Origin of the sequence: Synechococcus sp. OH2 (assembly GCF_047462155.1) — a bacterium.
Classification (GTDB): domain Bacteria; phylum Cyanobacteriota; class Cyanobacteriia; order Thermostichales; family Thermostichaceae; genus Thermostichus.
This window is the reverse complement of the sequence record NZ_JANSIR010000007.1, coordinates 12,472-35,539: the sequence shown is the minus strand read 5'-3', so window position 1 is coordinate 35,539 and position 23,068 is coordinate 12,472. Positions and strand designations below refer to the sequence as shown.

Sequence of the window (23,068 nt, the reverse complement as noted above, 5' to 3'; positions counted from 1 at the left end):
TGCCGCCCGCGACATCCATGGCTTCAGCGCCGGAGAATACGCCAAGGGTTACACCTCACTATTTCGCAAGGAGCCGGTGGGGGTGTGCGCGCAAATTACCCCCTGGAACTACCCCCTGCTGATGGCCGTCTGGAAGATTGGCCCTGCCCTGGCCGCCGGCTGCACGGTAGTGCTCAAGCCTGCTCCCACCACTCCTCTAACCACCTTGAGGCTGGCGGAGCTCACTGCCGAGGCCGGGATCCCGCCGGGGGTGGTCAACATCGTTACCGGAGGCGATGCTACCGGCCAAGCCCTGGTGGAGCACCCGCAGGTACGCATGGTTAGCCTCACTGGCTCTACCGCCACCGGCAAGCAGGTGATGCGCACCGCTGCCAACACCCTGAAGCGAGTGCATTTGGAACTGGGGGGCAAGGCACCCTTCCTGGTCTTTGCAGATGCCGACGTGGAAAGCGTAGCCGCCAAGGCCGCCTTTGCCGCCACCTTCAACAGCGGCCAGGACTGCACGGCAGCTACCCGCGTCTATGTGCACGAGAGCAGACTGGCGCAGATGCAAGAGGCCATTGTCGAGGCAATGCGCAAGGTGGTGGTGGGGCCTCCCTTTGAGGCGGGGGTGGAGATGGGGCCTTTGGTCTCGGCAGCCCAGCGGGAGCGGGTGATGGGATTCGTGGAGCGGGCCAAAGCCGAGGGAGCCAAGGTGCTAACCGGCGGGCGGATCCCTTCCCGGTTTGACCGGGGCTACTACTACGAACCCACAGTGATTACCGATGTCGATCAAAAAGCGGAGATCGTGCAGAGTGAGGTTTTTGGGCCAGTTCTCACCCTCAGCTCGTTTCGCGAAGAAGCAGAAGCGCTACGCCTGGGCAATGACGTCCTATACGGGCTGGCGGCTTCTGTGTGGACTCAAGATATTGGACGAGCAATGAAGCTGGCGGCTGAGCTGGAGGTGGGCACCGTCTGGATTAACGATCACCTCCCCATCGCCTCGGAAGCCCCCCACGGCGGCTTCAAGCAATCGGGATTTGGCAAAGATCTCTCGACAGAAGCGGTACGAGAGTATCAGATTACCAAGCATGTGATGATTGCAAGCCGCTGAAGTTTGACAAAACAGCAGCACTTCAGCAGGGACATCCAGAAACCCTTCCCCATCTCATTCGCGCCAGCGGCGCGGAGCGCTTAGTACGGGGCTACCAAGCTATTCTTCTGTGTACAGCTCTCAATCTGCCCTGGATCTGGGAAGATCTCAAAAGATCGGCAAGATTTAACCGTCGATGACCCACCTCCCTAAGTCACCCCTGGGATCTGCAACCCTAGCCCCCCCCCGCACCTTCCCCCTTACCGCTGTCGTCGGACAGCAAACCGCCAAGCTAGCCCTATTGCTGGCGGCGGTGGATCCCAGCTTGGGAGGGGTGGTGCTGGTGGGGCCACGCGGCACGGCCAAGTCGGTTTTGGCCCGAGGGATCCACGCCCTGCTACCTCCCATCGAGGTCATTGCCGGCTCCTATTGCAACGACGACCCGGCGCGGCCCGAGACCTGGTCGGACTGGGCCAAGGCCCGCTACCCGCAGGGAACAACGCCCCCTACCCAAGTGATAGCTCCTCCCTTTGTCCAGATTCCCTTGGGGGTGACGGAGGATCGGCTGCTGGGATCCGTGGATGTGGAGGCCTCGGTGAAGCAGGGGGAAACGGTCTTCCAGCCAGGGCTCTTGGCTGCCGCCCACCGGGGTGTGCTCTATGTGGACGACATCCACCTCTTAGACGACGCCATCGTCAACCTGCTGCTGACGGTGGTGGGAGAGGGAGTAAACCGCCTGGAGCGGGAAGGGCTGAGCCTGCAGCACCCCTGCCGGCCACTCCTAGTGGCCACCTACAACCCCGAAGAGGGATCCCTGCGCCCCCACCTGCTGGATCGCCTAGCGCTGGTGGTGCCGGTGGGGCAGGAGCTGAGCCTGGAGGAGCGAGGGGAAATTGTCCAGCGGGCAACTCGATTTGTCGACGCCCCTGAGCCCTTTCTGGCGGAACACCAGGCGGAAGTGGAGGAAATCCGCACCCGCATTCTCCTGGCGCGAGAGTGGCTGCCCCAGGTCAAGCCACGGCGGGAACAGATCCACTACCTGGTGCAGGAGGCCATCCGCGGCAATGTCCAAGGCCATCGAGGGGAGCAGTTTGCCCTGCGGGCGGCCCGTGCCCTGGCGGCGCTGGAGGGACGGGATCACCTCTTGGCCGAAGACCTGCAACAGGCGGTGCAACTGGTGCTGCTGCCCCGCGCCCGCTACAACCCCGACCAGCCGCCGCCTCCCCCACCCCCATCCCAACAGTCGGATCCTCAGCCGCCAGAGCCCGCCAAGGAGGGGGAAGACAGAGAAGAGACAGAACCCCAGCCGGAAAATCTTAGCCTGCCCCAGGAGTTTTTCTTCGATCCCGAACAAGTGGCCCTTGACCCGCGCCTCTTGACCTTTGCCCAAGCTCTAAGCCAACAGGGAAAAACGGGATCCCGCAGCTTGGTGTTTAGCACCGACCGGGGCCGCTACGTCAAGCCCATCCTGCCCCAGGGAGCCAACCCCCGCATCGCCGTTGACGCTACCCTGCGGGCTGCTGCCCCCTACCAGAAAAGTCGCCGCCTGCGGCAGCCAGGACGGGCCGTCATCGTCGAGCCTGGCGATATCCGCGCCAAGAAGCTGGCCCGCAAAGCTGGAGCCTTGGTGATCTTTGTGGTGGATGCCTCTGGCTCCATGGCTCTTAACCGCATGCAGGCGGCCAAAGGCGCGGCTCTGCGCCTACTGACCGAGGCCTACCAAAACCGCGACAAGGTTGCCCTGATTGCCTTTCGCGGCGAGGCTGCCGAAGTGTTGCTGCCCCCCACCCGCTCCATCGAGCTGGCCCGCCGCCGCCTGGAATCCCTGCCCTGTGGCGGCGGATCCCCCCTGGCCCATGCTCTCACCCAAGCGGTGCGCCTGGGGGTGAACGCTCGCGCCAGTGGCGACGTGGGTCAAGTCATGCTGGTGGCCCTTACCGATGGCCGAGCTAACATCCCCCTCAGCCGCTCTCTGGGACGCAGCGAAGGCGATCCCATTGACCTGAAGCAGGAGCTGCGGGAGATCGCCCTGCGTATCCGCGCCCTGGGGTTGAAGCTGCTCTTAATCGACTCGCAGAGCCGCTTTGTAACCACTGGCTTTGGCGCCGAGCTGGCCGAGCTGGCGGGCGGACGCTACTTTCATCTGCCCCGCGCCACCGACCAGGGGATCGCAGCCGTGGCCCGCTCGGCCATGCAAGAGGGACGCCCATACCCTTGAGAGAGCAGCTCTCCCTCGGTAGGAGCTGTAACTTTTCTTAATGTTTAGTTATGATCCCTGTAGGCGCTCTCCACCTTGCCCTATGACCACAGGACTCCTGCCAGAACTGCTCCTTGAGAATCCTATGGCCGTCGACTGGGTTAGCCGGGGGGTGAGCGCAGCCATTCGCGCTCTCTTTAAGCATGCAGAGCGGTTGGAGGCGCGCGTGCGGGCAGAGCCCATTGCCAAGCTGTTGCAGGGACGCATCGACAGCTTTGAGCTGCGGGGCCAGCACCTGCAGATGTACAACGGCCTGCGGCTTTCGCTTTTGGAGCTGTTTTGCAATGCTGTGGCCATCGATTTCAGCCAAATCTGGCAGGGGCGGATCAAGCTGCGGCAGCCGGTGCAGGCCACAATGCGGGTGGTGCTGAGCGAAGCGGATCTGGCGCAATCTTTCAACACCCCTTTTGTGCTGAGCAAGCTGGCCCAGGTGGGGCAGGAAGGCAAGCCTCTGTCGTTTCATCAGGTCGAGGTTCACATCACCCCAGAGCAGCGGCTGCAATTGCAGGCCAAGGTTCAGTTAGGGGGAGCAAAGCCCTTGCAGGTGGGCTTTTCCGCTCGCATTCAGGTGCTAGAACGCCGCCGCATTTGCTTTGCCGATCCGCTGTGTGAAGGCGACACAGAGGAGGGGCGGGCCCTGAGCCAAGCCTTGGTGGATCACCTGAATGCACTCCTGGATTTGGATCGGCTAGCCCTGCAAGGGAGCGAGCTGCGGGTAGATCGGGTGTGCCTACAGCCTCAACAGATGATCCTCTACGGCAGCGCTACTCTGGTGCGGTTTCCCACCCGCCAACCCCACTGGGAAAATGCTTGACAACCTTTCAGGCGGCGTGTACGCTCAAGACTGGTGAGGAGTGAAGAGAAGAAGCCTCTGGGGTCGAAACACGGACAGACGCCCAGAGGTTTTTTCATGACCTGGTCAGCCTCGACGGGGACACCGCACCCATACCTAGCCCCCGAGCTTCAACTCTTCTCAACTCAACCATAGGGGACTTTTCCCAACACGCACCTGGCACAACTTTTGCTCGGAAAGGTTCGAAAGAGTGTCCCCTGAGACTTAGGGGTCTTGGTTCAGTTGCAAGTGCCCTCCCAGGTCATCGCCTGCCAGAAGGCCGCGGAAGGTTGGTGCAATACAATGCGATTGCCATCGGGATCCTGGAAGTCCACCTCCTGGCCGTGAAAGGCCTGCCGCAAGGGCGAAACGGGGATCTGGTGCTCCGCCAACACCGCCGCTAGGGATCCGAGGCATGCCGCCAGATCCTGCACCTGCAGGCAAAGACTTACTGCCCCCGCCTGGGCGGCAAACTCTGGATGGAGACTGCGGTAGAGGCCCAGTCGCAGGCCAGGCAGGCGAAACTCCACATACACTGGCTCTCCCTCCCTGGAGAGCTGGACTTGGGGCGGGATCCCCAAGAGGGTCTGGTAAAAGTGCAACAAACGGGGCAAATTGGGGGTGGCCAAGCTCAGCAAAGCTGCAACAATCTGCATCGCAACCGGAAAAAGGAAGCTACCCATTTTAATCCCAACTTCCGCTGATGGCCAGCCCTAACTGCGCCACTCGGAAAGGGATCCCCGTGGCGGGGGAGATTCTCTCCCAGGATTGGACTATAGTAGGTACCGAGACTTGCTGCTCTTCACGAAGTAAAAACTGGAGCAACCTACCGTGGGGCTATTCAGCCGATTTTCCCGTGACATGGGCATCGATCTGGGCACGGCCAACACCCTAGTCTATGTGGCTGGCCGCGGCATTGTCCTACAGGAGCCCTCTGTTGTCGCCATCGACCAAAACACCAAACAACCGCTGGCTGTGGGGGAAGATGCCAAAAAAATGTTGGGCCGTACCCCTGGCAACATCGTGGCTGTGCGCCCTCTGCGCGATGGGGTGATCGCCGACTTCGACACGGCGGAGATGATGCTGAAGCACTTCATCCAGCGGGTGCATGGAGGTCGTTACTTGATCGCCCCGCGCATCGTTATCGGGATCCCGAGTGGGGTGACTGGCGTGGAGCGACGGGCGGTGATGGAAGCGGCCCTGCAAGCTGGCTCGCGGGAGGTATATTTGGTGGATGAGCCGGTGGCGGCAGCAATCGGAGCGGGGCTGCCGGTGCAAGAGCCCACCGGGAACATGATCATCGACATCGGCGGCGGCACCACCGAGGTGGCCGTCCTCAGCTTGCAAGGGATCGTCCTCAGCGAGTCGGTGCGGGTGGCAGGAGACGAGCTGAGCGAGGCCATTATCCAGTACATGAAAAAAGTTCACAACCTCACCATCGGGGAGCGCACTGCCGAAGAGATTAAAATTCAAATCGGCTCTGCCTACCCAATTCAAGAGGAGCTGACCATGGAAGTGCGTGGCCTCCACCTGCTCTCGGGTTTGCCCCGTACCGTTACGGTGAAGAGCACTGAGATCCGTGAGAGCATGGCCGAGCCGCTCTCGGTCATTGTGGAGGCCATCAAGCGCACCCTGGAGCGCACGCCGCCGGAATTGGCGGCAGACATTATTGACCGCGGCATTATGTTGGCGGGAGGGGGGGCGTTGCTCAAGGGGCTAGACGCCCTGATCAGCCATGAGACCGGGATCCTGGTTCACATTGCCCCGGATCCCCTCAGTTGTGTGGTGCTTGGTACAGGACGGGTTTTGGAGGACTTCAAGACCTTGGGTCGAGTCCTGAGCGGCAGCTTCAAAGGCTAGAAGCGTTTCTCTATGCGCTTCCCTAAGGATCTTAGAATCCCAATGGCAGGTGTGAGTCGAGTGGTTCAAAGGGGTGCTGATTGAATCGGCTACACCAGTGGTGGAGGCGCCATGGTTTGGGGCTGCTCCTGTCTGCTTCGACGATAGGAGGGGCGTGGGCTTTGCGCCAGACTCAGGGATCCCTGCTGGTGGAACTGTACAGTTGGCTCACCGCACCCATCCGCCCACCTGTGAACCCTGACGCCGTACTTAGCCAGGCCGCCACCCGCGAGCTGCAGGCCCTGGTGGCCGAGCTGCAGCGTCAAAATCGCGAGCTAAAGCAACTGCTGCAGTTTACCGAGCAGATGCCCCAGGCGAGGATCCCAGCGGCAGTGGTGGGTCGCAGCGCCGATCACTGGTGGCAACAGCTCACCCTCAGCCGTGGCAGCCGACATGGGGTCAGGGTAGGAGATGTGGTCATGGCACCAGGAGGATTGGTCGGGCGGGTTGAGGCGGTAACCCCCAACACCAGCCGCGTGCTGCTGATCAGCGATCCCACCAGCCGTGTCGGGGTGATGCTCAGCCGCAGCCGGCACATGGGCATCTTGCGGGGCACCGGCACCCAGAATGCCATCTTGGATTTTTTCGATAAGGATCCCAAAGTGGAAGTGGGGGATGTGGTGGTAACTTCGGGCCTAAGCAGCTTCTACCCGGCGGGGGTTGTGGTGGGAACGATTCGAGCCATCAACCTGGATGCCAGCCCTGCCCCACAAGCCACTGTTGAACTGTCGGCGCCCCTGGGCCTCTTGGAGTGGGCCTTGATTTACCGCTATGCTCAACCTTCTGCTTCTCAACCTTAAGTCTCGCCTCAATTGGCTGGTCACCGCCTTGTCGGGGCTGTTGGCGGTGGTGGCCCCTTGGTGGCGGGGGCCAGGCTTGGAGCTGGCGGGCTTAACCCCCGACTGGCCCCTGATCTGGGTGGTGTGCTGGAGCGTGCGGCGCAAGGCTTGGCAGGGGGCTGTTGCCGGGATTACATTGGGTTTTCTGCAGGATGCCCTGACCAGCCCTTATCCTACCCATGCTCTGGGGTTGGCAGTGGTCGGGATCCTCACGGCCAAGTTGCAGAAACAGCGCTACATGCAAGAGGACTTCATCTCTGTGGCTTTGATCGTCTTCGGCATGGTGGTGATTGCCGAGACGCTGATGGCACTGCAATGGATGTGGTTGACGGCCTCTCAGGGATCCGCTGGCCTCGAGCCAGCGGAAATGGTAAATTGGCTAGATGGGTTGGCGAACTCCTCGCCCGCCGCCGGTGCTATTGGTGGCAATGGCCCACGTTCTCTGGAGAGCATCTGGTGGAACCATCAGCGCAATGCTCTCACGTCGGCTATTCTAAGCAGCCTGTGGGCCCCCGCTCTCTATTGGCCCCTCAGCCGTTGGTGGCAATCTCAAGAAGAGAGCTAGCTGCAGGTTCTGGGGCCAGCGCTCTGCATTCTCCAAGCCAGCATTCCCCACAGCCGCTGCCGGGCTCGATGGGACATCAGTTGCACAGCCACTATTCCAAACGGCGGCGAAACTGCTCCTTGCCCCTACTTCCTCTCTCCCTGGGAGAGGGGCCGAACTTGGGTGGGGGCTTGTAGTCGCTCTCAGAGGGATCCGTTTTCGCGTGAACGACTCCCGACACTCATCTTCGTTGAGTCAACACAAGAGTACGGGCTTCACGCTTCACAAACTTGTTGGTACAGAGGTCTTGGTGTGCTGGCACCGTGCAACCCACGGCGGGAAACTCTCCGGAGATTGAACTTAATCTCCTCAATTGAAGCACAAACGGCTTCCATCCCGACACTGATTGGCTCTTGAGTCAACACAATTCACCCATACAGTGCGGGGCTTCCCGCCGATTAAGCTAAAATGACAAAGCCCTCTGCCGCCCACTGCCAACGATCCAACAGACTCTGGGTCAAGCGGATGGGAAGGTGTTGAGGTTGACTCGATTTAGTGAGAGGGATCCATGCCCCATACCATCGTCACCGATATTTGTGAAGGCGTTGCCGACTGTGTGGAGGCCTGCCCCGTCGCCTGCATTCACCCTGGGGACGGCAAAAATGCCAAAGGCACCGACTACTTTTGGATTGACTTTGCCACCTGCATTGACTGTGGCATCTGTCTTCAGGTTTGCCCTGTGGAAGGTGCGATTCTGCCAGAGGAAAAGCCGCACCTGCAGCGAGTGCCCAGCTAGCCGGGCGGGCTGCTTCTTCCCAATTTTGCAATTGCCTTTCAGCCCAGAGAAGCCAAAGCCACAACGGCGCTGCTCAACCAGTTCAAGGACAGGAGGCCGCCCAGGAAGGCCAACGGGATCAGGCCCGCCAGTCGCCACCACTCCAGATCCAGCGCCACTGCTGCCGCCCGCACCTGCCAAACCACAAACCACAACAGCGCCCCTAACCCGAGCAGGGATCCGGCCACCCCGCCTAGGGATTGGGCAGGTCCCAGCAGCAGCCAGGGCAAGCTAGCAAAGCCCGTCAGGCAGAGGAGCGCTGTAAAAGAAGGGGCAGCCCGCCCAAAACAAAAGGCCAGCGCCTGCAGCAAAGCCGCCAGGCTTACCCATCCCAGGGAGCCTGCCAGTAGCGCCAGCACCATGCTCGGCAGGTTTACCCCAAAGCGACGCCCAGCCTCGAGAATGTTGAGCAGCGCCACCACCCCAAAAGCTTGCCAGAGAACAGGCTGTTGCCGCAGCGAGCGGAAGGTGCGCTCCGGCAGAAACCAAGCACCGTAAATATTGTCCAACAGAGAGTCGAGCATGGCCGGCAAAAAGTCGGGCTGCCTTCCTATCCTAGCCGAAGGACAAAAGGGCTCCTGCAAAGCCAAGCAAGCAAATGCCGATCCCGTCCTTGGCAAATCCCTGATGAGCACTTGACAAGCACGGCCCGCAGATGCGGTATGATGGGCTAAGGATTCTGAGGCGTTGGTGACTGCCGTTACGTTTTTGCGATCGATACCCTTCGACAATTAGGACGGGTGTGGATGTGAGAGCAGTAAGCCAAACTCGATTTGGAAACTATCGATAGTCATCCCCGATGTCCTACACTGGCTTTTCCAGGTCGAAAACCACGGTAAAACGGCGCAATAGTATCCTCAAGAAGGCTCTCGCGAGAGGGCCTTCTTGCTCTTAATGGCTGCAGGGGATCCCTGGTCAGGTAAGTTTTGAGGGGAGCTGAGGTGGTGTGGGATGGGGGTTAGGCGGCCTGTTTTTGGTCTGTGGTCAATTTTGAACGGCAGGGATGCGGCGCCAATTGAGGTTGGAAAGCACCAGGGCGCTGAGGGGGCGGGTGTGGACCAGCAGCCCGGCAAGGAGCAGCAGCCAATGGCTCAAGGCAGAGCTGGCCAGCAGCCAATGGATGAGCAGAGCTGCCCCTCCCCCTTCTACCCCTGCCGCCAAGACCCAGGCCCAGGCGACTTTCCCGTGCCGGGACAGGAGGATCCCTTGCAATCCACCGACGCCAAGCCCCACCAGCAAGCCACGCAGCGGGCTGGCCATCGCCTGCAAGGCGTTCTGTGGCCAGGGATCCCTGGGATCGAAAGCGAAGGTTGCCACCCCCACCTGAGGGGCCAGGGTATCTGCTGCCACCCAGCCCAAAGCCGTGGCCAGTAGCGTAGCCGCCACCCACCGCCAAGAAACCTGCCGTCGCAATACCGCCCACTGGAGTAGCCCCATTCCCAAGCCAAGGCTGGCCCCAGCCACCGCTCCTTGGAGCGAACCCAAAGCAGCTAGGAGGGGAGCTGCCGCCCCCAGCCCCAGATAGCCAATCCCAGCCGCCGCCCAATTGGCCAGGAGCCAGACCAGGGCCAATCCTTTGCTCTGGCGGGGCTTGCCTGAGGTGGGGAGGGTGGGCTTCGGGTGGGGGCTAACCTGTTCCTGGCCGACCTGCTGTTCAACCTCGCGCAGGCCCTGTTCTGCCGAGGGGTTGCCCGGCTCCAGCCGCAGCACTCCTTGATAATCCATCTGGGCAAGGCCCCAATGGCCCTGCCGCTGGTGGGCCAGGCCGCGGTACAGATAGTAGCGGGCTTCGTTGGGGGCGCTCTGGATCAGCTCGTTGAGCAGGTGGACGGCCATTTTGTATTCGCCTGCCTCGATCAAATGCACCGCCCGCTGGAGCTTTTCCGCCTCAGCTTCCGACGCAGCCGCCTGCTGGGTAACCTGCTGGCCAAACCCCGCAGGGATCCGCTGAAGAGAAACCCGTTGAGGAGGAGCCGAGGAGGCGGGAGGCGGGATCTGATCCCCATAGACGGCTCGGAGCTGCTGGGCCAGCTCCTCCATGGTGGCCGGGCGAAGGGCAGGGTCTTTCTCCAAGCAGCGCAGCACCACCCTTTCCAGGGCCTCAGGGATGGGGTGGGGCAGCGGATGGTCTTGAAAGGGGCGGGGCTGTTGGAAGTTGTGGACGTGGTACCAGCCCTGCAGGGTGTCGGTCTCTGGCTCGAAGGGCAGGGCACCGGTTAACAGCTCGTACAGCACCACCCCCAGCGAATAGATGTCGGAGCGGGCATCCAGCTTCTCTCCCCGCATCTGCTCCGGGGAAGCATAGACCATCGTGCCCAAAAAATACCCGGTTTGCGTCAGGCCACGGGAGGTCTCCCCCATGAGCTTGGAAATGCCGAAGTCGAGGATCTTGACCCGTTCCTTGCCGTCGGGCCCTTTTTGCACAAAGATGTTGCTGGGCTTGATATCGCGGTGGATGACTCCTCGAATCGAGTGTTTGCCCAGATCCATGTGAAAGTTGTGGGCGTGGTGCAGGGCCGAGCAAATTTGCAATGCCAAGTTCACCACCCGCTCTGGGCGCAAGGGGCCTTCCCGTGCCAACACATAGTCCAACCCCTGGCCGGTGTAGGGTTGGGCATTCAGGTACTCCATCACCAGGTAGGGCTGGTTTTGGTAGAGGCCATAGGAGCGCACCTGCACAATGTTGGGGTGCTCGCCCAACAGAGCGCTGACCCTGGCCTCGTCCAGGAAGCGCTGCTGCAGTTGCTGGTAATACTCCGGCTCCATGTCTGGCGGCGGCGGGCGCAACAACTTGACGGCCACCGGCTCGTCATTCAACTGGGTATCCACCGCCTCGAACACATTGCCGTAGCCACCCTCGCTGATGTGGTGGGTCAGTCGGTAGCGGTTGCCGATCAGTTGTCCAATGAGGCGCTGGTTCATGGAGGAGGACGGCCAGCCGAGGAGAGGACTTACCTAAATGATTCTAGTCAGCTTGAGGGCGCAAGACCTGTTTGTGAGGGATCCGCTACCATTGCCAACCTTTTTCGCCCCAAAAGCTGGGGATCCCGCTAGGATTGGGGCATGGGTGCTCTTTGTGAAACCGCCTCTCCCTCCCCCTTCTGGCTGGAGGTTACCGAGTTTGCCCTGCAGGCCACGGCAAGGGTCGGATCGCAGCTCTTGGCAGACTTTGGCCAGGCCTCCTCTACGGAAAAAGCGGACGGCAGCTTGGTAACCGCTTCTGACAAATGGGCAGATGACACCTTTCAAAAGGCAATTGCCGCGGCCTATCCGGCTCACGGCTACCTGAGCGAGGAGTCCAACCACATTTTCCCGGAGGAAGAGTGGTGCTGGGTGGTGGATCCCTTGGATGGCACCACCAATTTTGCCCGCGGGATCCCCATCTGGGGCAGCTCGCTAGCGCTGTTGCACTGGGGCGTGCCCGTGTTTGGCTGTGTGCATCTGCCGCCCATCCGCCAGACTTTTTACGGCTACTGGCCTCAGTTTGCGGGCGATGCGCCGGCAGGAGCTTTTCTCATCCGCCACGACCGGGATCCCGTTCTTCCTCAGCCCATCCACCCCAGCACCGCCCCACCCGGCCCCAACCAACTGTTTAATTTTTGCTCCCGCAGCAGCCACTGGATTAGCCCGCAATTTCCCTGCAAAGCGCGGATGTTGGGGGGCGCTGCCTACAACCTGCTGGCGGTGGCCAGCGGCAGCCTTTTGGGAGCAGTAGAACGCTCACCCAAGATCTGGGATGTGGCGGCGGTGTGGGCCATCGTCAAGGGGGCCGGCGCCGTTTGGGAGCCCCTTGGCCCTGCTGACCCGGATCCCGGAAGGCCGTTGATCCCCGGCAAGGACTATGGCCGGCTGACCTATCCGACGCTGGTGAGCGCTCAGGACAGGTGGGTCCCGCTATTTCGGGCTTTCATTGCTCTGTAGCTCTCGTAAACCGCCTGGACGTTGTACCAGTTGAGGAAGCAAACCCGACACAGCTCCAAGGCCAACTGCGAGCGGCCTTGCCGGATCAACCAGCGCAGCAGCGGCTCTAGCCGCTTCTCGTTCAGCCAGCCCCCCAGCGACAGCAGGCCCCATAGGCATTGATGCAGAGGCGTCAGTTGGATCATCAGGCGCACGGCCCAAGTGGGGTGCTTTTGGTAAAAGAGGATGCCCATGCGGCCCCGCTGCCGCTCCCGCTCGATGAGGGCTGGGATTTGCGCTAGCTCGAAGGGCGGATGCCAGTGGTAGCCGGTGGCCTGGGGGCACTTGACCAGGCGCAGGCCCAGGTGCTTCAGCCGCACCCCCAGCTCCAGGTCTTCCCAGCCGTAGAGGTGAAACCGCTCGTCAAAGGGGCCGGCAGGGGTTTCACAAGCCCGCTCCAGCCAATGGCGGGCGATGGCCACATTGCCGGTGGCAAAGAAGGCTGCCGAAAAATCGGTGGGCTTGAAGGGCTCGGAGCAGGGATCCTGGAAATTGCAGGTGTTGATCACCCGCCCATAGGTGAAGACCTTGGCTTCCTGGAGCGAACTGGGATCCCCCTTGACGCCGTGTCGCCGCAGCATCTGGGCATGAGCGGCCAAGAAATGATCCACCACCACCAGGTCGCTGTCGATAAAAACAATGATGGATCCCTGGGCATGGCGAAACCCCAGGTTGCGGGCGGCAGCAGGGCCGCGGTGTTCTTGGCACAAAAGCTTTATCGGCGGCAAATCTGGCGGCTGGCTCTGCAGCCATTCCACCGTGCCGTCAGTGGAGCCGTCGTCCACCACCACCACCTCGTAGCCGTCGTAGGGGCCAGGCTGCTGCTGGGCCAAAGCCTGCAGACATTTCTGCAAGATGGGACGGCGGTTGTAGGTGGGGATGATGACGCTGATGTACACCGGGGATCCCTGGCTCTTAAGGCAAACCCTACTCCTAGAGTCAAGGGGTTTTTCTATACGGCTAGAGAGCTTTGAGCAGCTCTGCCGATTGGCGCACCGTCTCGAAAAAGTGATGGACATTGGCCTCCGGAGTGGTGTGGTGCACGCCGTGGCCCAGGTTCATGATGTGGCCGCGGGGTCCCGCCTTTTGAATCACCTCCAGGGTGCGCTGCCGGATGAATTCCGGGGATCCCAGCAACACCATCGGGTCGAGATTGCCCTGCACCGCCAGGGATCCCAGGCGGGCCCTGGCCTCGGCCATGTCGCTCATCCAATCGAGGCTGAAGACATCGATGCCAGCTTTGCCCACCCGCTCCAACAAAGCGGCGCTGCCGTTGATGTAGAGAATGAGCGGCACCTGCGGATACCGAGCTTTCACCTGATCCACAATTTGCTTTTGGTAGGGCAAGGCCCAAGCTTCGTAATCACCGGGGCTGAGCTGGCCGGCCCAGGTGTCAAACAACTGCACCACCTGGGCACCGCACTCGATCTGGTAGATCACGTAGCGGGCAATGCTATCCGCCAGCTTGCTCAGCAACTGATGCAACATCTGCGGCTGAGTGAAGGCCAGGCTCTTGATATGGGCATAGTCTTTGGAGCTGCGGCCCTCTACGGCGTAGCAGGCCAAGGTCCAGGGGGAGCCGACAAAGCCCAGCAGCGTTGCCTTCCCTTCCACCTCGCGGCGCAGGGTGCTGAGTATGGTCTTGATAAAGGGCAGGCTTTCTTCCGGCTCTAAGAGACGGATTTGGTCGATTTGGGCCTGGGAGCGGATTGGCGGGGCGATGATCGGCCCCTGCTGCTCCACCAGCTCAAAGGGGATCCCCATGCCCTCAAGGGGGGTGAGGATGTCGCTGAACATAATGACGCCGTCGGGGGCAAAGGCGCGAAACGGCTGCAACGAGATCTCAATCGCCAGCTCCGGGATCTCGCAGCGCTGCTTGAAGGTGTATTTGCTCTGCAGCTCACGGTAGACCGCCATGTAGCGCCCCGCCTGGCGCATCATCCAAACCGGAGGACGATCCAGCACCTCCCCACGGGCCGCCCGCAGCAGACGGTCGCCATCGCCAAGCTGAGCAGATGAGTGGGACATAAGAAGACCAAGCCGGCTGAAGATCCTTAATGCATCCTGACATTGGGGGGACGGCTAGCGCAAGCTTGCGGCCCTTCCTCCTGACACTTTCCTTAGGGGTTGCAACTTGCTGTCACCGGCTGAGGAAGGCAGATCCCGACCTAGAGTGGACATGAGATAATGTCAGCTTGCAAGCCTGTTGTAGAACTACTCGACAGGGATCCCCCCATTGCCGAGTTGAGAGGAAACCCCGCTTGGTTGCCCAAACCTTTGACCTGAAAGTCTATCTGAGCCAGCGTCAGCAACAGGTGGAAGAGGCGCTTTCTGCAGCTCTGGTTCCCGCCTATCCGGAGCGCATTTACGAGGCGATGCGCTACAGCCTGCTGGCGGGGGGAAAACGCCTGAGGCCGATCCTCTGTCTGGCGGCCTGTGAGTTGGCCGGCGGCTCCGTGGAGCAGGCCCTGCCCACTGCCTGCGCCCTAGAGATGATCCACACCATGTCGTTGATCCACGACGACCTGCCGGCCATGGACAACGACGATTTTCGCCGCGGCAAACCCACCAACCACAAGGTGTTCGGCGAGGATATCGCCATTTTGGCAGGAGATGCCCTGCTGGCCTATGCCTTTGAGCATATCGCCAGCCAAACGCGGGGGGTGCCGCCGCAGCTGGTGCTGCAAGTCATTGCCCGTATTGGCCACGCAGCGGCAGCAACCGGCTTGGTGGGGGGCCAGGTGGTGGATTTGGAGTCGGAGGGCAAAGCCATTTCCCTAGAAACTTTGGAGTACATCCACAGGCACAAGACGGGTGCTCTGCTGGAGGCCTCGGTGGTTTCAGGAGGGATCCTGGCAGGCGCAGACGAGGAGCTGCTGGCCCGCCTGGGCCACTACGCCCGCGACATCGGCCTGGCTTTTCAGATTGTGGACGACATTTTGGATATCACTGCCACCAGCGAGCAACTGGGCAAAACGGCAGGTAAGGATCAAGCTGCCGCCAAAGCCACCTACCCCAGCTTGCTGGGCCTGGAGGCTTCCCGGCAGAAAGCCGAGGAGCTGATCCAATCGGCCAAGGAGGCGTTACGCCCCTACGGATCCCGGGCCGAGCCACTGTTGGCCCTGGCGGATTTCATCACCCGCCGTCAGCATTGAGACAAGAGGACAAGACAGATGGGATCCCTGTCCCCCTGTTAAAGACCCTGGTCGTGTTCCAGTGCCGGAGAGCCCTATGCTGCAGCAGTTGATGGCCAACCACGTCCTCTGGGTTGCTCTGCTGGCCAGTGTCTTGGCCCAGGCCATCAAGCTGATCCTGGCCTATGTGCGTTCGGGCAAGCTCAACCTGCGGGTTTTGGTGGAGACGGGGGGGATGCCCAGCTCCCACGCAGCGCTGGTGACGGCTTTGGCCGTGGGAGTGGGGCTGGAGGAAGGTTGGGACAGTCTGCTGTTTGCGGCAACGGTGGTTTTTGCTTTGGTGGTGATGTATGATGCTGCCGGGATCCGCCAGGCTGCCGGCAAGCAGGCGCGGGTGCTGAACCGTCTCCTGGAAGAATGGTTTGAGGAGAAGGGTGCAGATCGCTTCCAGGAGCCCTACTTGAGGGAGTTGCTGGGCCATACGCCCGTCCAGGTGATCGCCGGAGCAGCCCTGGGGGCAGCCTGTATCACGTTATCTTTTGCCCTGGGAATCACCTGAACGCAATTGGGGCATGCTAGAGCAGGAGCATCACCGGTGGTTATGGCCTCCAGTTCTCAACCTCGTCCGATCCAACGCTGCCCCGCCTGTGGCAAGCCGATCCCGGCCTATCGATATAAGTCTCCCTACTGCGACCACTGCGGCTGGCGGGCGGCCTCAGGCGGGCAAACCCCTCAAAAAGGCGGACCTGGGGGCCAGAGAGCCAGAGCTCAGGGGAGTAAGATTCAGCAACACCTGCAGCGCCTCAGCCTGCCCCCTCTGTTGCAGCCGCTGTTGAAGTTCGACTTTTACCTCTATCTGGGCTGGGGGATCAGCCCTTTGTTTCCGCTAGTGGTGGAGCGACCACTGCTGGCCGAATCCAACTATCTGTTGCTGATCCCGCTTCTGTTGAGCTGGGGGCTGCTCTATCTGGCGGTGCGGGATCTGCCCTTGCCCCAGGACTTGCGGCTGCCGCGGCTGCTGCTGGATGTGGCGTTTATCCTGCTGCCCTTCTTCCAAAAAATCAACGTCTCCAAGGCCCCTAACCGACCCTACTGGAATGCTCTGCTCATCTGGGTCATCGGGACTCTCCTACTTGCCGCTGTGGGGCTTTGGAGCTTTAGCCTGCTTCTGACGGCGTTGACGCTGCTGTTGACCAGCTTCTGCACGCTCCTGTTCTAGCCGAGATGGTCGCCGAAAACTCCAGCCTCCCATGAGCATTCCTGCCGCCCGCCAACGCTTCATCCAGGAAATTCAATCAGATTCCATCGATCTGGGCCGAGCGGCCCTCTGGATTGCTCAGGAAGCCTATCCCGACTTGGATGTAGAAGAGTATTTGGCCGCTTTGGATGAGATGGCCGCAGAAGTGCAAGAGCGTCTTCCTCCCGAGCGCTACCCCCTGCGCGTCATCCGGATTTTAAATCACTATCTCTTTGAAGTTCTGGGCTTTCGTGGCAACAGCGAAGACTATTACGATCCGCGCAACAGCTTTTTAAACGAGGTGATCGATCGGCGTACCGGTATCCCGATTACTCTTTCTCTAATCTATCTAGAGCTGGCGCGGCGGATCGATTTTCCCATGGCAGGGGTGGGCATGCCCGGTCACTTTTTGGTGCGGCCCTTGTTTGCAGACGCGGAGATTTTTGTGGATCCCTTTCATCAAGGGCAGATTTTGTTTCCGCAAGACTGTCAAGAGCGGCTGGCCCAAATCTATGGGCTCGGGATCCCTCTACAAGATCATCATCTCCGCCCCACTCCTCCTCGCCTAATCTTGGTGCGGCTGCTCAACAATCTTAGGCAGATTTACCTGAGCCGCGCCCAGCTAGAGCTTGCCTTGGCAGCAGTGGAGCGCATCTTGTTATTGATCCCAGAGTCCTTGCCCCACCTGAGGGATCGAGGCTTGCTCTGCTACCAGTTGGGGCGTTGGCAGCAGGCCCGTCAGGATCTGAGGCACTATCTCAAGCAGGCACCTTTCCACCCAGAGCTCAGCCACCCCGACGAGCGTTTAATCCGAGAGATCCTGCAAAGGCTAGAAGCTTACTCTGACTAAGGTCGAGTGCAACAATTGTTCGAAAAAATCCTCCCATCGAACGATTAGTTGATTACCTAGGCAATATGGGCCTCACCCAAGAGCTCACCTCGCCATCCTTAAGCAGCGCTGGGGCCTTTGCAAGAGTCTGAAGCGGCTTTCACTTCCTGACGAAGAATTGCCTCTACCAGCTCATCTAGGGCTTCCAAATCAGATAGACTGTAGCCTTTTTCCCAAAGGATTTTGTTGATGGTCAACTCCTGCTGTAGCGTCAGGGTCGAGGATTGTAAGACCTCACTAACGATCTCGCGAATGCTCATTACAACCTCACGATCTCAAAAGAGAATTTATTATCTTAGCTCACAAGTCCAGGATGCAAGAAATACTTGACGTAGCCATCGTGAGGATCACGTATTTTGGCCAAAATCTAGGGCCGCCTATGCTAGCTTTACTCAGGGAAATTGCCAATGGTACTTTCACGGGGCCTCGCTGAGGCTTGGGAGCTTCCCAGGGAGGCTTGTCCAGTTTGCCCTTCCCAATCTTTTGCGAAGGGGGTGCGAGTGATGGGTTCACCCGATAGCTGCTGCAGTTCTGGCGACTTTGGGGCCAGTCGCACCCCGAGTGGGTTGCTGGGTCTAGGATCCCGGAGGGCGGGCCACTAGTCTGTCAGTACTCTATTAGGATGAAGTGGGATCCTGTCGGCTACCGGGTTTTGTGGGGAATCCCAGTCAAATCGCAGGTGAGGTTGCAGCACCATGACATTGACGTGGCAAACGGATGGACAGACTTGGTTTCTTCTGCCTCCCCAACCCCGTGCCGTGATCCACTTTCTGGGCGGAGCGTTTGTAGGATCCGCCCCGCAATTTTTCTACAGCCGCCTGCTGGAAGAATTGGCCCGCATGGGCATGGCCGTTGTGGCTACCGCCTACACCACCGACATTGATCACGCTCAAATTGCTTTCAAGGCAGCCCAATCTTTCCATAGAAGCCTGCAGAGCAAAGGTTTGATGGGGTTGCCCCTCTTTGGCTTGGGCCACAGCCTTGGCGGTAAGCTGCAGATCCTCTCCTGCCTAGCCCTTCCTTCTTTGGGATCCCAGCGGCGCGGCAATATTTTTTTGGCCTACAGCAATGCCGGCTTGGAGCGGGCGCTGCCGCTGTTGCAGGTGTTGGTGCAAGCATGGCCTCAACAACAACTTAGCGATCTGTGGCGGATGTGGATGGGATCCTCTTCGCCGCCGGTGAATCTGTGGTTGGAGTTTGAGCCTTCTCCGGCAGAAACCAATCGCCTTATTGAGGAGCAGTATCCGGTTAGAAACAACCTGCTTGTAGAGTTTCAGCAGGATGATATTGACGATATTCCGCTGCTCTATCAACAGCTTCGCCGCAGGTATGGAGGCTACACCGAATGGCAACGCCTGGAGGGGGATCACTTAACCCCGTTGGGTTTCAGCTATCCTTTCCGGGTCGAGGGGGAGTTCAGTCCCATCGATGCCTTCGCACAGTTGTTTTATCAAAACTTACTAGCTCCTAACCAACGAATGATCCAGAGTATTCGAGCCTGGCTGGCAGCACAACTGGCTTAATCGAGCCAGCTTAGGTCGGAAAGGAGCTCCTGTGAGTGGGGAGACTGGGCCTGCAGAGAAAACAGCATCTGTAGAGTGTCGCTCATCAAGAAGTAACAGGTTAAAACACCACCGGCAGCCACGGCCACCAGCGTTCCTGCCAACATACGCGAGAACTCCTGACGCTGAAACGCCTGTTCCATCAAGCGCAGCGCCCAGAACCCCAGTAGGATCACAATGGCAAGGATGATCAACATATCGTAATCTAAGCTGTAACCTATTGTAACGAAGCTGTCCCTCGACTGCCATTGACAAAACCTGGTTAAAACCTAAAGAGTTCTCTGTCCTCTGCGGCCAACAACTCGTTGGCAGGATAGCGGCGGGCGTGGCCCCCTGTGGCCTCCAGCCCTTTTGGCTGGCCTTGTCTGAGGCTATAGGCCCCAAGGGGATCCCGCCGGCAAAGATTGCTGGGCGGCTGGGTGTTCAAGCGGCCTACACCTGTTGCCCCTTGGGGGAAGCGCCGGCAACTGTTGCAAGATCTGGAAAAGGAGAAAGCTTCTGGGCGGATCCTCGCTCCTCAGGCCAATCCTCTGCAGGATACCAAAATACATCGACCCGCTGGCGGCTGCTCGCATTTACCCAGAGGGATAGCTTGGTAGTCCCGTACTTGAGTGCGGGGCGGAAAAGCCCGCAAGCAACTTTAGTTGCTCATCAATGGTATAGTTGTCACCGAGGCGTGCTGTTCCCAGGCAAGCCCCTAATCACGGTGAAAAACCCGACCGGTGGCAAGGATCCGGGAAAGACTAACGTCTCATCCAACCTGCAAGGACTCTGTCCCGCTGACGCGAACAGAAAAGTCAGCAGAACCTGGGGGCTTTGCCTTAAGGAACTGTCTAGAGGCGTCTTGACAGTGCCTTTGCGAGTTCGTTTTTGAACTGCGTAAGAATCCCCTGCCTTTGGGCGGTGGGAGTATCAATCGATCTAACTGCTGCTCGAGAGGTGGGGTATGGTACGGCGAAGGCTGGCCTGTGCGGTTGGATCCCTGGCACTTCAGCGTTCTCTGCAGACCCCTTTGCAGCAGCGCAGCCGGGCGCTCAACCGTCGCCGCAAACTGATTTACCGCAGAACTCGCCTACTCTACCAGCGCAACTTGCCCCTTTACCTGCGCAATTTGTTGTTGCAGTACCGCACCAGCTTTATCTACAACCTCAAAGCTAGGCCCGTGATCAGAACTCGCTAGAGAATGTCGAGCTATCTTTTCACTCTCAGCGCAATAGTCTTCACAGCGCGAAAAATAGGCAGATGGCGACGGACATTGCCCTACCGGAAAAGCCTGGATTTATAGTCAAAAATTGTTCTCTGTAAGCCTTATCTCCCCCTTCCTTCTAAGAGAGAGGCTGGGCTCCCTCTGAGAGAAAAGAGTTGGAAGTGGGAGCCAAGCTAAGGCTACCGAATTGTGAAGCGGCCAACTCCTATCTTCTCGCCGTTGACCTGAACCTCGACACGGTAGCGCCCGGTGTAGGGTTGGCTGAAGCTGAGAAAGCCTCGCACCGTGTCGGCCAAGGGATCCCAGGGAAAATCAAACTTGCGGATCAGTTGCTCGCCCCCGGCTTCTCCGCCCTCGTAGTACCAAAGCATCTCCACCTGGGCGTTGGCAGGGAGGCTGCCCACCGGCAAAATGGCCCAGACTAGGGTATCGGTGGTCTTGAACTCGGTTGTGGCCTCGCTAGGGCTGCCGTCCCCCCGACCTCGGTGCAGGCTGATCACGCTTGTCCCCACCTCGTTTGGGGCCTTCTGGCTGTAGGTGCGGGCATCGGCTTGCGCTTCCTGACCGAGGCGCTCCAGCTCGGCCAGCAAATCTTCCTGCTGCTTCAGGGCATCGGTTGCTTCCTGCAGCCAGCGGGCGATCTGCCGCTCTGCGGTTGGGGCTTCTGGAGCTGGAGAAGAAGGCTTTCGGGCGACCCCCGTAAGGTTTTGGATGGGAAAGCCCCGAGCCGTCCCCACCTCGCTGCCCAGCAAGTTGAGCCAGCGACTCCGGATTGCGGGTGTCATCTCTGGCTTGGCGGCGTAGGCAATGCGCACAGGGCCGTCTGGGCCTTGGGTGATGCGGCCAATCTCATGCTCTTGGATCCCGGCAGCCTGCCCACGACAGCCGGCGCTACGGAACTCGTAGAGAACATCTTCCTCGCCCTCCCAATGAAACTCCCAAGTCATTTGGAGACAGTTGGCCAAGAGGTCATCCCGAAGGCGGTTGGCCACCAAGCGCGGCGATCCCTCGACATGAATGTCCATGACGGAGAGCATTTCACTCCAAGAGGACAAGCTCTCTCCAGGCCGTGTAAGAAGGGTTAGAGTAAGCCCTTCCAGGACTTGATGATCGGCGAAAACCCACTCCCCCAATCCTTCAATGAGGACATTTCCTGAGGCAATGAGGACATTTCCTGAGAGGCTGAGGTAAGGCGAGGTAAAGAGCAGGCCGGCAAAAAGGTTTAACATCATGATGATCCTCCCTACCAGGATTTGTACTGGGAAAGTTCTCAATCAGCTCGCCGGGCAAGCAATGAAAAACGACTGGACAAAGAAGCTAGAGTCTTCGTCATTACCTTTCACAAGGTTCACCTCAGGAGAATCTTGACAGATCCCTACAGCTTGATTTTGCTGGCCTTACCGAAAGATCCTTATGACCCCCTAGAATATCGGCCAGCATAGCACAGTTGAGCTCAATTCTGAAACCTACTTTGCAAGAATGCTGTATTTTTCTGATCAGTATATTCATTTACATTGAACAGATATCAGTCTGTTCGTTCAGACACTTAAAACCCTCCAGATAGCCCTCGCGAATTTGTCAACAATCGATCTCTTAGTCATCGGGGCTAGAAGAGGGGATTTTCCCGGTGATCAGCCAGTTATCCCCCACAGTCTGCAGTTGCAGCTCCAGCAGCTGCCAGCTCTGGTTCAGGTCAGGGATCCCTTCGCCTCCTACGGGGGTTGGGGCGTCGGCCCCGCCCAGGATCTTGGGAGCGATGAAGGCGGCCACTTTCTGGATGGCCCCATCCTTGAGGGCAGCCCAGGCTAGGGTGCCGCCGCATTCCCAGAGGGCGCTCAGACAGCCTCGCTCAAAGAGAACCTGCGCTGCTCGAGCCGGGGTTACTTGATCCAGGTGCAGCAGCTCCACCCCTTGCTGGGCCAGGGATCGCCAGAGGGGATGGGTCTCGGTGGCTTCTGTCATCACCAAAGTTGGCGCCTCCTCCACCTGCCAGAGGTGGGCCACGGGGGGTAGGTTTAGGGAGCGGCTGAGAGCCACCCGCAGGGGCTGGGATCCTTGAAAATCCGGCAGGCGGCAGGTCAGGCGGGGGTTGTCGTGCCAGACAGTTTTCGATCCTACGATGACCGCGTCGTGCCAGGCCCGCTGGCGGTGAACCCACTCTCGCGCCAGGGGGTTGCTAATCCACTGGCTGTGGCCGGTGACGGCAGCGCTCTTGCCGTCTAGGGTCATGGCGTATTTGAGCAGGCCAAAGCACTGCTTCCGCACAATGGCAAAGGCAAAGCCCTCGTTGAGCTCTTGGCACTCCCGCTCCAGCACTCCCACGGTTACCTCGACCCCGGCCTCCTGCAGGCGGCGGATCCCTTTGCCGGCCACCAGCGGGTTGGGATCCTGCATCCCCACCACCACCCGCCGGATCCCGGCAGCCAGGATGGCCTCAGTACAGGGAGGGGTGCGCCCGTAGTGGTTGCAGGGCTCTAAGTTGACGTAGAGGGTGGCGCCCTTGGCCAGGGATCCCGCCTGCTGCAAGGCCAACACCTCGGCGTGGGGCTGGCCGGCTCCCGGATGAACGCCTTCCCCCACCGCCTGATCCCCCCGGACAACAACGCAAGCTACCCGCGGGTTAGGGGAGGGGCGCTGTGGTGTGGAGCGAGCCAAAAAGAGGCAGCGTTCCATCCACTGCCGGTCACACTCTAGGGGCATGGGAGGAGGCCTGGGCCTGCACCGTTTAGGCCAGCATTGCAACAACCCGTGCCTCGAATTCTATCGGCTTCTTGGCCCAGGGATCTATCTCGCCGGCGGCA

At 59.9% G+C, this 23,068-nt stretch carries 23 protein-coding genes; 14 read left to right on the top strand and 9 right to left on the bottom strand.

What is annotated here, in order from left to right; genetic code table 11:
* The 3 genes from NW835_RS00575 to NW835_RS00565 form a co-directional block, all read left to right on the top strand.
* On the top strand, positions 1-1,093 hold a 1,093-nt coding region (locus tag NW835_RS00575), incomplete at its 5' end, for an aldehyde dehydrogenase family protein (RefSeq protein WP_414414247.1).
* 175 nt (positions 1,094-1,268) lie between these two features.
* Positions 1,269-3,290 carry a magnesium chelatase ATPase subunit D gene (bchD, locus tag NW835_RS00570; protein ID WP_414414246.1) on the top strand — a complete coding sequence of 674 codons (2,022 nt, stop codon included), beginning with the start codon at positions 1,269-1,271 and terminating at the stop codon, positions 3,288-3,290.
* Between the two features lie 124 nt (positions 3,291-3,414).
* Positions 3,415-4,143, top strand: a complete 729-nt coding sequence (locus NW835_RS00565) for a DUF2993 domain-containing protein (protein ID WP_414414245.1) — start codon at positions 3,415-3,417, stop codon at positions 4,141-4,143.
* Between the two features lie 257 nt (positions 4,144-4,400).
* On the opposite strand, the gene NW835_RS00560 is transcribed toward NW835_RS00565, so the two are convergent.
* Positions 4,401-4,844 (bottom strand): VOC family protein, encoded by a 444-nt coding sequence (locus tag NW835_RS00560; RefSeq protein ID WP_414414244.1) that lies wholly within the window; start codon positions 4,842-4,844, stop codon positions 4,401-4,403.
* 148 nt (positions 4,845-4,992) lie between these two features.
* Here NW835_RS00560 and NW835_RS00555 point away from each other — a divergent pair, with 148 nt between their 5' ends.
* From NW835_RS00555 to NW835_RS00540, 4 genes are all read left to right on the top strand, one after another.
* Positions 4,993-6,021 carry a rod shape-determining protein gene (locus NW835_RS00555; RefSeq protein WP_414365819.1) on the top strand — a complete coding sequence of 343 codons (1,029 nt, stop codon included), beginning with the start codon at positions 4,993-4,995 and terminating at the stop codon, positions 6,019-6,021.
* Between the two features lie 80 nt (positions 6,022-6,101).
* Entirely contained in the window at positions 6,102-6,860 is a 759-nt protein-coding gene (gene mreC, locus NW835_RS00550) for a rod shape-determining protein MreC (protein ID WP_414365818.1), read from the top strand.
* Positions 6,832-7,464 carry a rod shape-determining protein MreD gene (mreD, locus tag NW835_RS00545; RefSeq protein WP_414385712.1) on the top strand — a complete coding sequence of 211 codons (633 nt, stop codon included), beginning with the start codon at positions 6,832-6,834 and terminating at the stop codon, positions 7,462-7,464. The genes mreC and mreD overlap by 29 nt, the downstream gene beginning before the upstream one ends.
* Positions 7,465-8,011: 547 nt before the next feature.
* The gene (locus NW835_RS00540; protein WP_414365758.1) at positions 8,012-8,239 is read left to right on the top strand and encodes an indolepyruvate ferredoxin oxidoreductase subunit alpha; all 228 of its coding nucleotides are present in this window, start codon (positions 8,012-8,014) and stop codon (positions 8,237-8,239) included.
* Between the two features lie 38 nt (positions 8,240-8,277).
* Here the strand turns inward: NW835_RS00540 and NW835_RS00535 are convergent, their stop codons facing one another.
* Positions 8,278-8,802, bottom strand: a complete 525-nt coding sequence (locus NW835_RS00535; protein ID WP_414414243.1) for a YIP1 family protein — start codon at positions 8,800-8,802, stop codon at positions 8,278-8,280.
* Between the two features lie 460 nt (positions 8,803-9,262).
* On the bottom strand, positions 9,263-11,200 hold the full coding sequence (locus tag NW835_RS00530) for a protein kinase domain-containing protein (protein ID WP_414414242.1): 1,938 nt from the start codon (positions 11,198-11,200) through the stop codon (positions 9,263-9,265).
* Between the two features lie 141 nt (positions 11,201-11,341).
* On the opposite strand from NW835_RS00530, the gene NW835_RS00525 reads away from it, so the two are divergent.
* Complete coding sequence (locus NW835_RS00525) at positions 11,342-12,199, top strand: inositol monophosphatase family protein (RefSeq protein ID WP_414414241.1); 858 nt, start codon at positions 11,342-11,344, stop codon at positions 12,197-12,199.
* Here the strand turns inward: NW835_RS00525 and NW835_RS00520 are convergent.
* Together NW835_RS00520 and hemE are read right to left on the bottom strand one after the other, a co-directional pair.
* Positions 12,154-13,137, bottom strand: coding sequence for a glycosyltransferase family 2 protein (locus NW835_RS00520; protein ID WP_414414240.1), 984 nt, complete (start codon positions 13,135-13,137; stop codon positions 12,154-12,156). The genes NW835_RS00525 and NW835_RS00520 overlap by 46 nt on opposite strands.
* A gap of 61 nt (positions 13,138-13,198) precedes the next feature.
* On the bottom strand, positions 13,199-14,266 hold the full coding sequence (gene hemE / locus NW835_RS00515) for a uroporphyrinogen decarboxylase (protein WP_414414239.1): 1,068 nt from the start codon (positions 14,264-14,266) through the stop codon (positions 13,199-13,201).
* A 233-nt stretch (positions 14,267-14,499) separates the two neighbouring features.
* Between hemE and crtE the strand changes: the two genes are divergently transcribed.
* The 4 genes from crtE to NW835_RS00495 all read left to right on the top strand — a co-directional run bounded on the left by crtE (position 14,500) and on the right by NW835_RS00495 (position 17,459).
* The gene (gene crtE, locus NW835_RS00510) at positions 14,500-15,393 is read left to right on the top strand and encodes a geranylgeranyl diphosphate synthase CrtE (RefSeq protein ID WP_414414238.1); all 894 of its coding nucleotides are present in this window, start codon (positions 14,500-14,502) and stop codon (positions 15,391-15,393) included.
* A gap of 76 nt (positions 15,394-15,469) precedes the next feature.
* Complete coding sequence (locus tag NW835_RS00505) at positions 15,470-15,931, top strand: divergent PAP2 family protein (RefSeq protein ID WP_414365752.1); 462 nt, start codon at positions 15,470-15,472, stop codon at positions 15,929-15,931.
* Positions 15,932-15,973: 42 nt separating this feature from the next.
* On the top strand, positions 15,974-16,591 hold the full coding sequence (locus NW835_RS00500; protein ID WP_414386416.1) for a hypothetical protein: 618 nt from the start codon (positions 15,974-15,976) through the stop codon (positions 16,589-16,591).
* A gap of 31 nt (positions 16,592-16,622) precedes the next feature.
* Positions 16,623-17,459 carry a SirB1 family protein gene (locus NW835_RS00495; protein ID WP_414414237.1) on the top strand — a complete coding sequence of 279 codons (837 nt, stop codon included), beginning with the start codon at positions 16,623-16,625 and terminating at the stop codon, positions 17,457-17,459.
* A gap of 98 nt (positions 17,460-17,557) precedes the next feature.
* On the opposite strand, the gene NW835_RS00490 is transcribed toward NW835_RS00495, so the two are convergent.
* The gene (locus tag NW835_RS00490; RefSeq protein ID WP_414365749.1) at positions 17,558-17,758 is read right to left on the bottom strand and encodes a hypothetical protein; all 201 of its coding nucleotides are present in this window, start codon (positions 17,756-17,758) and stop codon (positions 17,558-17,560) included.
* A gap of 435 nt (positions 17,759-18,193) precedes the next feature.
* Between NW835_RS00490 and NW835_RS00485 the strand changes: the two genes are divergently transcribed.
* Positions 18,194-19,021, top strand: coding sequence for a DUF1350 family protein (locus tag NW835_RS00485; protein WP_414365748.1), 828 nt, complete (start codon positions 18,194-18,196; stop codon positions 19,019-19,021).
* Here the strand turns inward: NW835_RS00485 and NW835_RS00480 are convergent.
* The gene (locus NW835_RS00480) at positions 19,018-19,257 is read right to left on the bottom strand and encodes a hypothetical protein (protein ID WP_414370466.1); all 240 of its coding nucleotides are present in this window, start codon (positions 19,255-19,257) and stop codon (positions 19,018-19,020) included. The two genes, NW835_RS00485 and NW835_RS00480, sit on opposite strands and share 4 nt — an antisense overlap.
* Before the next feature lie 749 nt (positions 19,258-20,006).
* On the opposite strand from NW835_RS00480, the gene NW835_RS00475 reads away from it, so the two are divergent.
* Positions 20,007-20,240 (top strand): hypothetical protein, encoded by a 234-nt coding sequence (locus NW835_RS00475; RefSeq protein WP_414365746.1) that lies wholly within the window; start codon positions 20,007-20,009, stop codon positions 20,238-20,240.
* Between the two features lie 206 nt (positions 20,241-20,446).
* Here NW835_RS00475 and NW835_RS00470 read toward each other — a convergent pair whose 3' ends face one another.
* Entirely contained in the window at positions 20,447-21,499 is a 1,053-nt protein-coding gene (locus NW835_RS00470; protein ID WP_414414236.1) for a hypothetical protein, read from the bottom strand.
* A gap of 361 nt (positions 21,500-21,860) precedes the next feature.
* Entirely contained in the window at positions 21,861-22,967 is a 1,107-nt protein-coding gene (ribD, locus tag NW835_RS00465) for a bifunctional diaminohydroxyphosphoribosylaminopyrimidine deaminase/5-amino-6-(5-phosphoribosylamino)uracil reductase RibD (RefSeq protein WP_414414235.1), read from the bottom strand.
* Positions 22,968-23,068 lie beyond the last annotated feature (101 nt).

Excerpts from the sequence above, each read along its gene's own strand:
- bchD (WP_414414246.1), top strand. The coding sequence starts at position 1,269 with ATGACCCACCTCCCTAAGTCACCCCTGGGATCTGCAACCCTAGCCCCC.
- NW835_RS00565 (WP_414414245.1), top strand. The coding sequence starts at position 3,415 with ATGGCCGTCGACTGGGTTAGCCGGGGGGTGAGCGCAGCCATTCGCGCT.
- NW835_RS00560 (WP_414414244.1), bottom strand. The coding sequence starts at position 4,844 with ATGGGTAGCTTCCTTTTTCCGGTTGCGATGCAGATTGTTGCAGCTTTG.
- mreD (WP_414385712.1), top strand. The coding sequence starts at position 6,832 with ATGCTCAACCTTCTGCTTCTCAACCTTAAGTCTCGCCTCAATTGGCTG.
- NW835_RS00540 (WP_414365758.1), top strand. The coding sequence starts at position 8,012 with ATGCCCCATACCATCGTCACCGATATTTGTGAAGGCGTTGCCGACTGT.
- NW835_RS00535 (WP_414414243.1), bottom strand. The coding sequence starts at position 8,802 with ATGCTCGACTCTCTGTTGGACAATATTTACGGTGCTTGGTTTCTGCCG.
- NW835_RS00530 (WP_414414242.1), bottom strand. The coding sequence starts at position 11,200 with ATGAACCAGCGCCTCATTGGACAACTGATCGGCAACCGCTACCGACTG.
- NW835_RS00525 (WP_414414241.1), top strand. The coding sequence starts at position 11,342 with ATGGGTGCTCTTTGTGAAACCGCCTCTCCCTCCCCCTTCTGGCTGGAG.
- hemE (WP_414414239.1), bottom strand. The coding sequence starts at position 14,266 with ATGTCCCACTCATCTGCTCAGCTTGGCGATGGCGACCGTCTGCTGCGG.
- NW835_RS00505 (WP_414365752.1), top strand. The coding sequence starts at position 15,470 with ATGCTGCAGCAGTTGATGGCCAACCACGTCCTCTGGGTTGCTCTGCTG.
- NW835_RS00500 (WP_414386416.1), top strand. The coding sequence starts at position 15,974 with ATGGCCTCCAGTTCTCAACCTCGTCCGATCCAACGCTGCCCCGCCTGT.
- NW835_RS00495 (WP_414414237.1), top strand. The coding sequence starts at position 16,623 with ATGAGCATTCCTGCCGCCCGCCAACGCTTCATCCAGGAAATTCAATCA.
- NW835_RS00490 (WP_414365749.1), bottom strand. The coding sequence starts at position 17,758 with ATGAGCATTCGCGAGATCGTTAGTGAGGTCTTACAATCCTCGACCCTG.
- NW835_RS00485 (WP_414365748.1), top strand. The coding sequence starts at position 18,194 with ATGACATTGACGTGGCAAACGGATGGACAGACTTGGTTTCTTCTGCCT.
- NW835_RS00480 (WP_414370466.1), bottom strand. The coding sequence starts at position 19,257 with ATGTTGATCATCCTTGCCATTGTGATCCTACTGGGGTTCTGGGCGCTG.
- NW835_RS00475 (WP_414365746.1), top strand. The coding sequence starts at position 20,007 with ATGGTACGGCGAAGGCTGGCCTGTGCGGTTGGATCCCTGGCACTTCAG.
- NW835_RS00470 (WP_414414236.1), bottom strand. The coding sequence starts at position 21,499 with ATGATGTTAAACCTTTTTGCCGGCCTGCTCTTTACCTCGCCTTACCTC.
- ribD (WP_414414235.1), bottom strand. The coding sequence starts at position 22,967 with ATGCCCCTAGAGTGTGACCGGCAGTGGATGGAACGCTGCCTCTTTTTG.